Source organism: Camelimonas sp. FR25 (assembly GCF_059740505.1).
Map to the genome: position 1 here is coordinate 98,641 of NZ_JCAWFG010000035.1, position 13,680 is coordinate 112,320.

A 13,680-nucleotide genomic window follows, 5' to 3' on the forward strand; every position below is an offset into this window, starting at 1 on the left:
CGACGCCGCCGCGCCTGTCGATGAAGCGCGCATGGCGGCGCTGCGGGCGCCGGCCGGGCCATTCAGCGACGCCGATCGCGACGCCTTGTGGCGCGGCATTCTCGGTCGCCGCGACGTGCGCAATGAATTTGCGCCGCGCCCGGTGCCCGATGACGTGCTGGCGCGGATCCTGACCGCCGCCCATTGCGCGCCGTCGGTCGGCCTGTCGCAGCCGTGGAACTTCGTCGTGGTGCGGGACGCGGCCAAACGGCGTGAGGTGCATGAGCTGTTCAGCCGCGCCAACGCCGAAGCCGCCAACATGTTCGATGGCCCACGCCAGGCGCTGTATCGCTCGCTGAAGCTGGAGGGCATTCTCACCGCGCCGCTCGGCGTCTGCGTCACCTGCGACCGCTCGCGTGGCGGCAAGGTGGTGCTGGGCCGCACCCATCAGCCGGATGTCGACCTCTACAGCGTCGCCTGCGCCATCCAGAACCTGTGGCTGGCGGCGCGGGCGGAGGGGCTCGGCGTCGGTTGGGTCAGCATTTTCGACACCGAGGAGCTGAAGCCGGTTCTGGGCATTCCCAAAGACATCGTGGTGATGGCCTGGCTGTGCATCGGCTATGTCGACGAGATGTTCACCTCGCCCGAGCTGGAGGCGCGGCGCTGGGGCAGGCGTCTGCCGCTGGAGACCCTGGTGTTCGACGGCGCCTGGGGCGTGGCCGCCGAGGACCTGGCGCCGGCGCTGCGCGACGCCGCGCCGGTGAAGCTCTGACGGCAGGCGGCGATTGCCCCGCCTGCCGCATGGGCGATTGTCGGCAGGCGCGTCGGGCTCGCCATGAGCCCTGGCGCGCAGCTTGCCGCCTGTCTCAGAAGCCGGCTGGCGGCTGGAAGCCGAATACCGCGCCAATGCGGTTCCAGGCATTGATATAGGCCAGCGCCAGAGCCAGCTGACGCAGGCCCTGCTCGCCGATCTGCGCGGCGACTGCGCGGGCCAGCGGGCCGTCGACGCCCGCCGCATGGCCGGAAATCTCCGTCACCGTCTCGGCGTAAGCGAGCACCGCCTTCTCGGCCGCCGAGAAATCATTGGCGTCGCGCCAGGTGGCGACCAGCAGCAGCTTGCGCTGCGATACCTCAAGCTTCTGCGCCGCGACCACATGATGGCCAACGCAGAAGGCGCAGCCATTGATCTGCGAGGCGCGGACGAAGGCCAGCTCGAGCAGGCCACGGTCGATGCCGCTGCCTTCGACGGCGGCGCCCATGGCGCGCAGCCCCTCCAGCACGCCAGGCGCGGCGGCGAAAACATTCGGCAGGGTGTTGGCGGAAGCGTCGCTCATGGTGTGGTCCTGTCAAAATGGCGGCAGGCGCCGGTCATGCCCCGCGCCTGCTGTGCCCGCATTGATGCCGGCGCCCGCATAAGCCTGATGGACCCGGCGCGGCGTCCGGCGGCGTCGCCGCTGTAGAACATGGGCCGGTCAATCAGAACCGGACCGGGCGCAATTTCTCACTTTTCCCGGTCAAATTCTGGTCCAGCTGCCCCAGGGACGCAGGGCCAAGTGGGTCGCAGGGGGACTGGGGCGCAGGGAACTTGGGCGCAGGGTCACGAGGACGCAGGCGCTGCGGCTCAGAACGCCGGCAGGATCGAGCCCTTGAACCGCTCATTGATGAAAGCGCGCACCGGTTCCGAACGGTAGGCGGCGATATATTTGCGGATCGCAGGGTCATCCTTGCGGTCGGCGCGGGCGGCGAACACCAGAGCCCATTCGGAATCGGCCTTCTCCGCGGCAAGGGCGGTTTTCAGGTCGAGGCCGGCGAGATGGGCGTAATTGCTCGACACCCAGGCGATATCCACGTCATCCAGCGACCGCGCCAGCTGGGCGGCGTCGATTTCGCGGAACTTCAGTTTCTTCGGATTGTCGGCGATGTCCTTGATGGTGGCCGCAGCGTCCGCGCCATCGCGCAATTTGATCAGGCCAGCCTGCTGGATCAGGAACAGGGCGCGGGCGCCGTTGGAGGGATCGTTGGGGATGGCGATGCTGGCGCCATCCGGCAGATCCTTCGCGGACTTGTGTCGGCTGGAATACAGGCCGGCCGGAACGACAATAGCCGCCTCCAGCGGCACGATGTTGTAACCGCGCGCCTTGACCTGATTGGCCAGATAGGGCCGGTGCTGGAAGGCGTTGAAGTCGATATCGCCCGATTCAACGGCGGCGTTGGGCAGGTTCCAGTCGGAGAACTCCACCACCTCAACCTTGAGGCCGTCCTTCTCCACCAGCTTCGCCGCCTGCTTGAGGATGTCGCCATAGGGCCCGGCGGAGACGCCGACCTTGAGAGACTTCTGCTCGGCGAGCGCCGCGCCGCCGCCGAGGCCGATGACGCCCAGCGCCGCCACGCCCGCCGCCAGCGACAGCGCCAGCCTGCGCGACACGCCCCGCTGCGTCGCCGGAATTGCAATTGCCTTCGCCACCATGGCCCTGAACCCATCCTGTCTGACCTCAGGCCGCCGCCGGCTGGCGCGGGTGAGGCATGCTGAAATCCGTGGCGAGCCCATGATCTGGCCCGCCCTGAGCAGAACGATAGGAAGCCCCCCGTCGCGCCGGCAAGGCCAGCCGAACAGTTTGAAAAACGCTTTCGCCGCAGATCTGTATGGAGAAATTCGGCGATTGGGACGGGTAGCTCCGTGGAATTTTTTTCTACGATCTGGGCCGCGTCCATCGCGTCAGCGTCGCAGCGGCGTCGTACGCCTCGCCCATGTATCGGTGTTGACGGATCGGAGGCGCTGTGAGAGTTTCAAACCATGATCCACACCCTGCGCGCTCTCCTACGACTTTCCGGCCCGTCCTTCTGAGGAAGGCGGGGTTGTCGTTGCTTGAGGTAGACGCGAGGCGGCCAGCACAGGCCGCCGGTTACAAGGGGTGAAGCGCTGCACGGTCCGACCGGTCGGCGCCCCAGGGATCGCCAGATGATTTCCGACAGTTTCACGTTCATCCGCCGCATTGGCCCTGATCAGCTGATCGCGCCTTGTTGCGCGCGCGTCGCCGCCCCCTCGGGAGGCGCCCGCTGCCCCCCGCGACTTATCGGCGGTCGTCGGGTCTGAGGCGCCCCGGCGGCTGTAACCGCGGACACGTGATGCGCACGGCCCCTTGCGCGGGGCTCCGCAGCCAGACATTCCCAACCATCACCATCTGCAGCCGAGGCCCTGCGTTCACCGCCCGCCCGCTGCCTGCCGTTCTGGACCGATGACATGCTGAGCAACCCGCACACCAAATACCAGCCGTACAATCCTGGCATCCAGCTGAACGACCGCCAGTGGCCGTCGCGCCGCATCGAGAAGGCGCCGCGCTGGCTGTCGAGCGATCTGCGCGACGGCAACCAGTCGCTGGCCAATCCGATGAATGTCGAGAAGAAGACCCGCTTCTACCAGATGCTGGTCGACATCGGCTTCAAGGAGATCGAGGTCGGCTTCGCTTCGGCCTCGCAGACTGACTTCGACTTCGTCCGCAAGCTGATCGATGAGAAGCTGATCCCTGAGGACGTCACCATCCAGGTGCTGACCCAGTCGCGCGCCGATCTGATCAGCCGCACCTTTGAGGCGCTGGAAGGCGCGCACAGCGCCATCGTCCATATCTACAACGCCATTGCGCCGCTGTTCCGCCGCGTGGTGTTCGGTATGGAGAAGCAGCAGATCATCGACCTGGCCATCGCTGGCGTCACCCAGATGAAGGAAGAGGCGGCCCGCCGTCCTGAAACCCGCTGGACCTTTGAGTATTCGCCGGAAACCTTCAGCATGAGCGAGCCTGAGTTCGCGCTGGAGATCTGCGAGCGCGTGCTCGACGTGCTGCAGCCGACCCCGGACAACAAGGTGATCCTCAACCTGCCGGCGACGGTGGAAGTGGCGCTGCCGAATGTTTACGCCGACCAGATCGAGTGGTTCTGCCGCAACATCTCGCGCCGCGACAGCGTGATCATTTCGGTGCATCCGCACAATGACCGCGGCACCGGCGTCGCCGCCGCCGAGCTGGCGCTGCTGGCTGGCGCGGATCGCGTCGAGGGCTGCCTGTTCGGCAATGGCGAGCGCACCGGCAACGTCGACCTGGTCACCCTGGCCATGAACATGTACACCCATGGCGTCGATCCGCAGCTGCGCTTCGAGAACATGCGCCAGGTGGTGGCCACCGCCGAATATTGCAACGAGCTGCCGGTGCACCCGCGCCATCCTTATGCGGGCGAACTGGTGTTCACCGCCTTCTCGGGCTCGCACCAGGACGCCATCAAGAAGGGCTTCGACGCCCACGCCAAGCGCAATGACGGCGTGTGGGAGATGCCTTACCTGGCGCTGGATCCGGCGGACATCGGCGACAGCTATGAGGCGGTGATCCGCGTCAACAGCCAGTCGGGCAAGGGCGGCGTCGCCTGGGTGCTCGAGCAGGACCACGGCCTGAAGCTGCCGCGTCGCCTGCAGGTCGACATGAGCCGCCGCGTGCAGGCCCGCGCCGACGAGACCGGCCTGGAGATGACCTCCGCCGACATCTGGGAGATCTTCCAGGACGCCTACCACCTCAATGCGCCGCAGCGTTACGAGCTGGTGGAATATGAAAACGCCGGCGTGCGCCGGGCTGGCGGCGAGCGCGCCTTCTCGGGCCGCATCCGCGTCGATGGCGAGGAAGTGCAGATCTCGGGCAAGGGCAATGGCCTGATCTCGGGCGCGGTGGACGCCATCAACGCCCGCTTCGGCGTCGGCATTGAAGTGGTGGACTATGACGAGCACGCGCTGCGGCGCGGCGCCGACGCCCAGGCCGCCGCTTACATCGAATGCCGCACCGAGGACGGGCGCAGCGTGTTCGGCGTCGGCGTCGACCCGGACGTGGCCTCCGCCTCGCTGAAGGCCCTGGTCAGCGCGCTGAACGGCCTGTGACGTCAGGCCGCCGCACGGGCCTGATCAGCATCCGATGAGTCATGCTCATCGGATTCGGGTAGGAGCGCGACCGCCTCTGGCAGACCGTTCCGTATGGATGATGACCGGCGCGAGCGTCTCGCGCCGGTTTTGTTTTGGCCGGCCGGCGTTGCGGGCGTCCGGCGACAGGGCTGTAGCCGCAACAGCGCGAGCCGGGATTTGCGGACACGGATTTGAAAGCAGGCCGCGGAGTGCGTCATGCGCGTGGGGGCGGCAGATTGGACGGCGATCGCATCCTCGATCAGGATGTCGCGACAAAGGTATGCGCCATGACCTCCGCCCAGCCCCTGCCCCAGTCCCTGCCCCTGCCCCTCCAGCCCGACATGACGCCTGCCGCTGAAGATGATCCGCGCTGGGCGGCGGTGCTCGCCCGTGACGCCGCCCAGGACGGCGCCTTTGTTTACGCCGTGCGGACCACCGGCGTGTATTGCCGGCCTTCCTGCCCGTCCCGCCACGCCCGGCGCGAGCATGTCGGCTTCTTCGCCGACGGTCCCATGGCGGAAGCGGCTGGCTTCCGGCCGTGCCGGCGCTGCCAGCCAGACGGACCTTCGCTGGCTGAGCGCCATGCAGCGATCATCGCCAAAGCCTGCCGGCTGATCGCCGCCAGCGAAACGCCGCTGACCACCGCCCAGCTGGCCCAGGCTGTCGGCATGAGCGCCTTCGCCTTCCACCGCTGCTTCCGGACGGTGACAGGCGTGACGCCCGCCGCCTGGCGCAATGGCCTGCAGGGCAAGCGCATGCGCGAATTGCTGGCGACGGGTTCGGGCGACATCACCACGGCGATCTATGACGCGGGCTTCAGCTCCTCCAGCCGGTTCTACGAGAAGAGCGCCGGCATGCTGGGCATGACGGCGACAGCCTTCCGCACGGGCGGCGCCAATGAGCATATCCGTTTCTGCATCGCGCAATCGACGCTTGGCGCCGTGCTGGTGGCGGCGAGCGAGCGCGGGGTGTGCAGCATCACCCTCGGCGATGGGCCGCAGGCGCTGGTGGAGGCTTTCCAGGACCGTTTCCCCCACGCCCGCCTGACGGGTGACGACGCGGCTTTTGACCAGCTGGTCGCCCAGGTGATCGCGCTGGTTGAAAGCCCTGCGACGCCGGTTGATCTGCCTCTGGATCTGCGCGGCACCGCGTTCCAGCAGCGGGTGTGGCGGGCGCTGCAGCAGATCCCGGCTGGCGCCACCGCCAGCTACGCCGATATCGCCAACAGCATCGGCCAGCCGCGCGCCATGCGCGCTGTCGCCCGCGCCTGCGCCGCCAATCCGCTGGCGGTGGCCGTGCCCTGCCACCGGGTGATCCGCACTGATGGCGACGTCTCTGGCTATCGCTGGGGCGTGGCGCGCAAGCAGACGCTACTGGCTCGCGAGGCGGAAGCGGCGCAGTCGCGCTGAGGCGAGGAAGGGCCTGGATCGTTCAGCAGCCAGCCCTCGCCACACACGCCTCGGAAACGGCGCAGTGGCGGCGCAGGAACGGCTCCTGGCCGTTGTGGAGCGCCGCATGCCCCCTTTTCTCCACATCCATCCCCAGGAGCGCGCCGGGGATGTGTCGCGTTTCTGCGGGATTCTTCGCCGACTCATGATTGTCGTCGGCAGCGATCGACTCTTTCGCTTGACTCAGGGCCAGCGGAGAGCGCTATAAAGAACAAATGAAGAACATTCCTGGCCGCCCCGCTTATGGCAAACGACTGAAACAACAGTGGTTTCCCCTGTTGCAGCCGCGTGCGCCCGGGCGGGATCCGGCAGGCCACAGCAGAACGGACAATGCCTGTTGCGCGGCCACGCGATCACCCGATCAGCGGCTGGCGCCAGCGTCGCGCGCCGTTGTCGCCGGAGGTAGCGGGACGGCGATGCTGGCGTGGTCGTCAGCCGGTGACGGGGCAAGAGACTGGCGGCCAGGAGACGAGCCGGGCCGCCAGCCAGCCCACAAGCCAGGCGATGATGGATTGGGCGTCGTTGCATCGGGTGGCGACGCGCCAGCCGCCAGGGTCACGCCAACGGACAGGCAGGCGGCGCTGGCGCAACTGAAGGCGGAGCTGGCGACACGCTACGCCGCCCGGCGCTCGCCCGCCCGACCAGATCCGCTGGCCAGCGGCCCTGCCGCCCATGCGGCGCATGGTCCGGGCGCGACGGTGGCCCCCTCAGGAGGGCGGCGGCCGGCTGCGCAAGGGGAGGCGGCGGAGGACATCCAGCAGGCGGCGCTGGAGCGCGACGGGCATCCAGCCTGGCTGCAGCCTGGCGCGCTGCACGACATGTTCGCCGCCAGCGAGGCTGACGGGCCCGCCACCCATGGCTTTGCCGCCGGGCACGCCATTCGCCTCGCCGCGGGCCGGCCAGTGGTCTGGGTGTTCCACGACATGGTGGGGCGGGAGTTAGGACGTCCCCATGGCGAGGGGCTGTCCGACATGGGGCTTGCGCCGGAGCATCTGTTGCTGGTGCGGGCCCGCAACGCCCAGGAATTGCTGGCTGCGACGGAAGAGGCCGCCCGTCATCCGGCGGTCGGCGCGGTGATCGCCAGCCTGTGGGGACCAGCCCAGGCCCTTGATCTCACCGCCAGCCGCCGGCTTGCGCTGGCGGCGGGACGCAGCGGCGTCGCCATATTGTGCGCCCGCATCGCCGCCCGACCGACCCCAGGCGCCGCCTGGAGCCGCTGGTCCGTGCAATCGGCCCCATCGCGCCCGCTGGAAGGCGGCGCGCCGGGACAACCTGCCTACGCCATCACCCTGCTGCGCCACCGTGGCGGCGCAGCCCCTGCAATCTGGACACTGGAGTGGGATCGTGCGCAACGTGCTTTCCGCCAGCCGCCGCCGCTATCTGGCGCTGTGGTTCCCGTTCCTGCCAACCGACCGGTTGCGCCGCATGCAACGCCCGGCGCCGCCATTCTCCCCCTGCGCGTCCCGGGCCACGGCGTCCACCTGCCCGCCGGGCGCAACGTCGCCTGAAGCCGCGGGGAGCGGCGCCGCCGGCGCCATGCCAGCGTCTGCACCTGACCTGTTGCTGGTCACCATCACCACCATCAAGGGCGCCATGCGACTTGCGGCGGTCTCTCCGGAGGCGCAGGCCGCCGGCCTTGCGCCTGGCATGGCGCTGGCCGACGCCCGGGCGCGCCTGCCACATATCGATGCGGTTCCGGAGCAAGCTGATCTGGATGTGGCGTTCCTGAACCGCCTGCGCGACGATTTCGAGCGCTTTACCCCCTTGCTGTCGCCCGACGCTCCCCATGGGCTGGTGCTCGACATCACCGGCTGCGCCCATCTGTGGGGGGGCGAGGCGCCCATGGCGGCCCGGGTGCGCCAGCGCGCCCGCGCCGCTGGCCTGCATGTCTGCTGCGCCCTGGCGGGCGCGCCCCAGGCGGCCCGCGCCCTCGCCCGTTTCTCCGCCGCCGCCCGGGGCGCGCCGCTGATCGTCCCGGGAGGCGGTGAGCGCAAGGCCATCGCCGCACTGCCGGTCGCCGCCCTGGAGCTGCCGGAGCGCGATCTGACCACCCTGCTGCGCGCCGGTCTGAAGCAGGTCGGCGACGTGATGGATCGCGACAGCATCAGCCTCGCCAGCCGGTTTGGCGGCGATTTCCCGACGCGGATCGCCCGGCTCACCGGCGTCGAGGATTCACGCATTACCCCCGTGCGGCCGCCCCCGCCCTGCATGGCGGAGCGGGTGCTGCATGAACCTGTAGCCAGCACCGGGCATATTGAGACGCTGTTACGGCAGCTCCTGCACCAACTGGCGCGACAGTTGGAGAGCCAGGGCATAGGCGGCCTTTGCTTTGAAGCCACGTTCTACCGCACTGACGGGCAGCAGCGTCGCATCGCTGTCCGGCTCAGCAGCCCTGGCCGCGACCCTGGGACAGTGATCATGCTGTTGCGTGAGAAGCTCAACGCCCTGGATGATCCGCTCGACCCCGGCTTCGGCTTTGACCAGATCAGGATCTCCGTCACAGACATGGCCCCGCTCGCGGCGGCGCAACAGGCGCTGTCTGAAGATATTGCGCCGGCAAAGTTCCATGATCTGGCCCAGGCTGATCTTGACCGGCTCACAGACCGTCTCACCGCGCGGCTTGGCGCGCCATCGGTTCTGGGGCTACGCCCCTGTGGCTCGCATCTGCCGGATCGCTCGGCGCAGCTGGTGGTCGCCCAAGGCAGGCCTGACGCCCTTGCGGACACCCCTGGCTGGCGCGAACCGGCGCTGGAAGACCCACCGCTCAGGCCGCTGCACATGTTTCGCCTGCCGCAGCCGGTGGAGGCGGTGGCGGAAGCGCCAGATGGCCATCCGCTGCGCTTTCGCTGGCGCCGCGCCATGCATGATGTGGCCGCAGCCGAGGGCCCTGAGCGCATCGCCGCCGAATGGTGGCGGACGCCCGACCTGCCGGATCGCGACTATTACCGGGTGGAGGACAGCTCAGGCCGGCGTTTCTGGCTATTCCGCGAGGGAATCTATGGCGGCGCCACCCCGCCCTGCTGGTTCATCCACGGGCTGTTCGCATGAATACCGGCGATCAGGACAATGTCGCTTATGCTGAGTTGGCGACCACCAGCAATTTCTCGTTTCTGCGCGGCGCCTCGCACCCGCGCGAGCTGGTGTTGACGGCGCTGCTGCAAGGCCATTGCGGCATGGGGCTGGCCGACCGTAACACGCTGGCCGGCGTGGTGCGGGCATGGAGCGCCCTGCGCGACCTGCGCGCGACGCCTCCGGAGGAATATCCCCACGACCGGATGCTGGCTGAGGAGATCCGCCGCCGCGCCGGCAGCTTCCGGCTGGCCTGCGGCGCCCGGCTGGCGTTCAGCGATGGCGCGCCCGACGTTCTGGCCTATCCACGCAATCTGGCGGGCTGGAGCCGGCTGACCCGCCTGCTCACCCTTGGGGCGCGCCGGACCAGAAAGGGCCAGTGCGACCTGACGTTCGACGATCTGCTCGCCACGCCTGACGACCTGCAGTTCATCATCATGCCGCCCCGCCGTCTGGCGGAAGTGGAGCGCCCCCTGCGCCGTCTCCAGGAGGTCGCGCCACAGGCCGTGTGGCTCGCCGCCACCATGCTGCGCCGCGGCGACGATCGCCGCCGCCTTGCCAGGCTCAGGGCCATGGCGCAGGCGGCCAGCGCCCCCCTCATCGCAGTCAATGACGTGCTGTATCATGGGCCGGCCCAGCGTGACCTGCAGGATGTTCTGACCTGCATCCGGGAGAAGACGACCATCGCCGCCGCCGGCCGCCGGCTTGAGGTCAACGCCGAGCGCTGGCTCAAGCTGCCACGCGAGATGGCGCGCCTGTTTGAGGATGCGCCGGAAGCCATCGACGCCACCCGGCGTTTTATCGGCGGCATCAGCTTCGACCTGTCGGAGATCGCCTATCAATATCCCGACGAGCCGGTTCCGACAGGCTATGACGCGCAGGGCTGGCTGACGGAGCTCACCTGGCGACGGGCGGCGGCGCTATATCCCGCCGGACCATCGCAGAAGCTGCAACGTCTGCTGCATGATGAGCTGAAGCTCATCGCCCAGCTTGGCTTTGCTCCCTATTTCCTTACCGTACATGACATCGTGGAAGAAGCGCGCCGCCGGGGCATCCTGTGCCAGGGGCGTGGCTCTGCGGCCAATTCCGCCGTGTGCTTTGTGCTGGGCGTCACCAGCGTTGATCCGGACAAGCATGAATTGCTGTTCGCCCGCTTCATTTCCGCCGACCGCGGCGAGCCGCCAGACATCGACGTGGATTTTGAGCATGAACGGCGCGAGGAGATCATCCAGTACATCTATGAACGCTATGGCCGCCACCGGGCTGGCATCGCCGCCACCGTCATCCGCTACCGGCCACGCAGCGCCATCCGCGACGTTGGCAAGGCGCTGGGCCTGACCGAAGACATCACCGCCCGCATCGCAGGCAGCCAGTGGGGCAGTTTTGGCAGGGACATTCCCGACAGCCATATCGTGCAGGCGGGGCTCGACCCGACCAATCCGGATATCCGGCGGGCCGTGGCGCTGGCCGGCCGGCTGATCGGCTTCCCGCGCCATCTGTCGCAGCATGTCGGCGGCTTCATCCTCACCCGCGACCGGCTGGATGACCTTGTGCCCATCGGCAACGCCGCCATGCCGGGCCGCACCTTCATCGAATGGGACAAGGACGATATCGACGCCCTGCGTCTGCTCAAGGTCGATGTGCTGGCCCTGGGCATGCTCACCTGCATCCGCAAGGCGTTCACGCTTATCAAACAGCATGTGGGGCGCGCCCTTGATCTGGCGTCTGTTGGCCTCGACCAGCGCCACGAGGTTTACGCCATGCTGCAACGCGGCGAGTCGATTGGCGTGTTTCAGGTCGAAAGCCGGGCGCAGATCAACATGCTGCCACGTCTGAAGCCGAAGGAATTTTATGATCTGGTGATCCAGGTGGCCATCGTGCGGCCAGGGCCGATCCAGGGCGAGATGGTGCACCCTTATCTGCGTCGCCGCGCCGGGCTCGAACAACCCGAGTTTCCCTCACCGGCCCCGCCGCATCCGGCCGATGAACTGCAGAAGGTGCTTGGTCGCACCAAAGGGGTGCCGCTGTTTCAGGAACAGGCCATGCAACTGGCCATGGTCGCGGCCGAATTCACCGGCGCCGAGGCCAATGGCCTGCGCAAGGCCATGGGCACATTTCGCGGTGACGGCACGTTGCACCGCTATGAAGACCGCATGGTCAACCGGATGATCGAACGGGGGTATGACGCAGACTTCGCCCGGCGTTGCTTCGCCCAGATCAGGGGCTTCGGCTCTTATGGTTTCCCGGAGAGCCACGCGGCGGCCTTCGCCCTGCTGGTCTATGTGTCAGCCTGGCTCAAACACTATTACCCGGCGGCCTTCGCCTCCGCCCTGCTGAACAGCCAGCCGATGGGCTTCTACGCGCCTGCGCAGATTATCCGCAGCGCCAGCGATGATAGCGTGCGCATCCTGCCGGTCGACGTGTGCTTCAGCCAATGGGACAACACGCTTGAGCGCACCGGCAAGGCTGATGACGCCGCAAAGGAAGGTCGCGGTGACGCGGGCCTCGCGCTACGCCTTGGCTTCCGCCAGATCCAGGGCTTTCGCGAGACATGGGCCGATGAACTTGTTGCGGCGCGCACCGGCGCCGGCAACGACCTGGAAAGCCTGGCCGCCAAGGCGCAGATCCCCCGCACCGCCTTTCAGTTGCTGGCTGAAGCGGATGCCTGCCGCTCCCTTGGCCTGTCGCGTCGCGAGGCCCTGTGGGCGACCAGGCGGCTGCCCGACGCAGCGCCGCTGCCCCTGTTTCAGCAGGCCAGCGTGCATGATCTGGCGGCGGAGCGGCGCCAACATCTGCCGCCCATGCCACTTGGTGAGCATGTGGCGATTGATTATCAGACCACGGGCCTGTCGCTGAAGGCGCATCCGATGCAGGTGTTGCGACCGATCTTGCGCCAGGAGGGCGTGTTGACCTGTCAGCAGTTCAATGCGGGGCGCAGCGGCGCGTGGGGGCAGGTGGCGGGGGTCGTACTGGTCCGGCAACGGCCCGGCAAGGGTAACGCCATTTTCATTACGCTTGAGGACGAAACCGGCGTCGTCAACGCGGTGCTGTGGACGCGCGTCTTTAGCCAGTTCCGCAAGGAGGTCATGGCCGCGCGTCTCATGCAGATCGCCGGTCGGGTGGAGCGTGGCGACGGCGGCGTTGTGCATCTGATGGCGCAGACCATCACCGACCGATCGCCCCTGCTGCGCCGCCTGTCTGACGACCAGCGCACAGCAACGCCGCCGCCAGCGACGCCCAGCCATCCACGTCTGGTCCGGGTGCTGGCACGGTCGCGCGATTTCCATTGAGCGCGGTCGGCATCGGCTGGAGCCCACGCTCCGTTACAGACAGTCGGCAGAGCACCCGCCTCTGGCTGCCGTCCCCGCCGGCGCCATGCCGAGATTCCGCGCAGGAGCGCCTTACACAATTGAGCGCAGCCGGTTGCGACACAAACTTCACGCCATTAGCCACGCAAGCTGGGGCAGCTCAGGGGCAGGCACATGCAGTCGATGTTCGATCTCACTGGACAGACCGCCTATATCACCGGCGGCGCCAACGGGCTTGGCTTCGCCATGGCCGAAGTGCTGGCAGAGCATGGCGCCCATGTCGTCATCGCCGACAGCAACCCCATTGCAACCGAGAACGCCGTAGCGGCGCTGCTCGGCCAGGGCTATCGAGCTGAGGCGACTGTCGTTGACGTCACCGGATCCACCGCCCTGCGCGCCTCAATTGACGCGGTCGCTGCACGTCACGGACGGCTCGACATCCTGGTCGCCAACGCTGGCCTGTCCGCCGGGCCAGGACCGCTTGCCGGGGGAGGCCTCCATGACGTCGATGCAGGGCGATGGGCGCGCGTGCTGGACACAAATCTCACCGCCACCTTCGAGGCGATCCGCAGCGCCGCGGCCCATATGCGTCAGCGCCAATATGGGCGGATCGTGGTGATCGCCTCGGTTGCTGGCATGCGGGCCGAGCCGATGTGTGGCTACGCCTATGCCGCGTCAAAGGCCGCCCTGCTGAACCTGGTGCGCCAGTGCGCGATGGAATTGTCCCAGGACAGGATCATGATCAACGCCATCTCACCCGGTCCTTTCCGCACAGGTTTCGGCTCAGGGCGGCTGCTGGAAGGAGACGCCTCGGCCTTTGCCAAGGCAGTCATGTTGGGCCGGCTCGGTTCACCTGAAGAAATCAAGGGAGCGGCGCTATTGCTGTGTTCGCCTGCGGCCAGCTTCATGACCGGCGGCAACATTGTGGTCGACGGCGGCACGA

Annotated in this window: 9 protein-coding genes; 7 read left to right on the forward strand and 2 right to left on the reverse strand. The window is 67.8% G+C overall.

Annotation, left to right across the window (positions count from 1 at the left end; translation table 11 throughout):
* Positions 1-31 precede the first annotated feature (31 nt).
* Positions 32-751: a 5,6-dimethylbenzimidazole synthase gene (bluB, locus tag AC6A67_RS04530; RefSeq protein WP_498035376.1), complete on the forward strand. Its 720-nt coding sequence runs from the start codon at positions 32-34 to the stop codon at positions 749-751.
* A gap of 94 nt (positions 752-845) precedes the next feature.
* Here the strand turns inward: bluB and AC6A67_RS04535 are convergent, their stop codons facing one another.
* On the reverse strand, positions 846-1,313 hold the full coding sequence (locus AC6A67_RS04535; RefSeq protein ID WP_498035352.1) for a carboxymuconolactone decarboxylase family protein: 468 nt from the start codon (positions 1,311-1,313) through the stop codon (positions 846-848).
* 287 nt (positions 1,314-1,600) lie between these two features.
* The gene (locus AC6A67_RS04540; protein ID WP_498035353.1) at positions 1,601-2,446 is read right to left on the reverse strand and encodes a MetQ/NlpA family ABC transporter substrate-binding protein; all 846 of its coding nucleotides are present in this window, start codon (positions 2,444-2,446) and stop codon (positions 1,601-1,603) included.
* 774 nt (positions 2,447-3,220) lie between these two features.
* On the opposite strand from AC6A67_RS04540, the gene leuA reads away from it, so the two are divergent.
* From leuA to AC6A67_RS04570, 6 genes are all read left to right on the forward strand, one after another.
* Positions 3,221-4,891 (forward strand): 2-isopropylmalate synthase, encoded by a 1,671-nt coding sequence (gene leuA, locus AC6A67_RS04545; RefSeq protein ID WP_498035354.1) that lies wholly within the window; start codon positions 3,221-3,223, stop codon positions 4,889-4,891.
* Between the two features lie 308 nt (positions 4,892-5,199).
* A complete protein-coding gene (gene ada / locus AC6A67_RS04550; protein ID WP_498035355.1) occupies positions 5,200-6,321 on the forward strand; it encodes a bifunctional DNA-binding transcriptional regulator/O6-methylguanine-DNA methyltransferase Ada in 1,122 nt (373 codons plus the stop codon).
* Between the two features lie 551 nt (positions 6,322-6,872).
* Entirely contained in the window at positions 6,873-7,868 is a 996-nt protein-coding gene (locus tag AC6A67_RS04555; protein WP_498035356.1) for an ImuA family protein, read from the forward strand.
* Positions 7,869-7,896: 28 nt separating this feature from the next.
* Positions 7,897-9,408: a Y-family DNA polymerase gene (locus tag AC6A67_RS04560; protein ID WP_498035357.1), complete on the forward strand. Its 1,512-nt coding sequence runs from the start codon at positions 7,897-7,899 to the stop codon at positions 9,406-9,408.
* Complete coding sequence (locus tag AC6A67_RS04565) at positions 9,405-12,719, forward strand: error-prone DNA polymerase (RefSeq protein WP_498035358.1); 3,315 nt, start codon at positions 9,405-9,407, stop codon at positions 12,717-12,719. The genes AC6A67_RS04560 and AC6A67_RS04565 overlap by 4 nt, the downstream gene beginning before the upstream one ends.
* A gap of 192 nt (positions 12,720-12,911) precedes the next feature.
* Positions 12,912-13,680 (forward strand): SDR family NAD(P)-dependent oxidoreductase (locus AC6A67_RS04570; protein ID WP_498035359.1); only part of this gene is annotated, 769 nt, incomplete at its 3' end.

Excerpts from the sequence above, each read along its gene's own strand:
- bluB (WP_498035376.1), top strand. The coding sequence starts at position 32 with ATGGCGGCGCTGCGGGCGCCGGCCGGGCCATTCAGCGACGCCGATCGC.
- AC6A67_RS04535 (WP_498035352.1), bottom strand. The coding sequence starts at position 1,313 with ATGAGCGACGCTTCCGCCAACACCCTGCCGAATGTTTTCGCCGCCGCG.
- AC6A67_RS04540 (WP_498035353.1), bottom strand. The coding sequence starts at position 2,446 with ATGGTGGCGAAGGCAATTGCAATTCCGGCGACGCAGCGGGGCGTGTCG.
- leuA (WP_498035354.1), top strand. The coding sequence starts at position 3,221 with ATGCTGAGCAACCCGCACACCAAATACCAGCCGTACAATCCTGGCATC.
- ada (WP_498035355.1), top strand. The coding sequence starts at position 5,200 with ATGACCTCCGCCCAGCCCCTGCCCCAGTCCCTGCCCCTGCCCCTCCAG.
- AC6A67_RS04560 (WP_498035357.1), top strand. The coding sequence starts at position 7,897 with ATGCCAGCGTCTGCACCTGACCTGTTGCTGGTCACCATCACCACCATC.
- AC6A67_RS04565 (WP_498035358.1), top strand. The coding sequence starts at position 9,405 with ATGAATACCGGCGATCAGGACAATGTCGCTTATGCTGAGTTGGCGACC.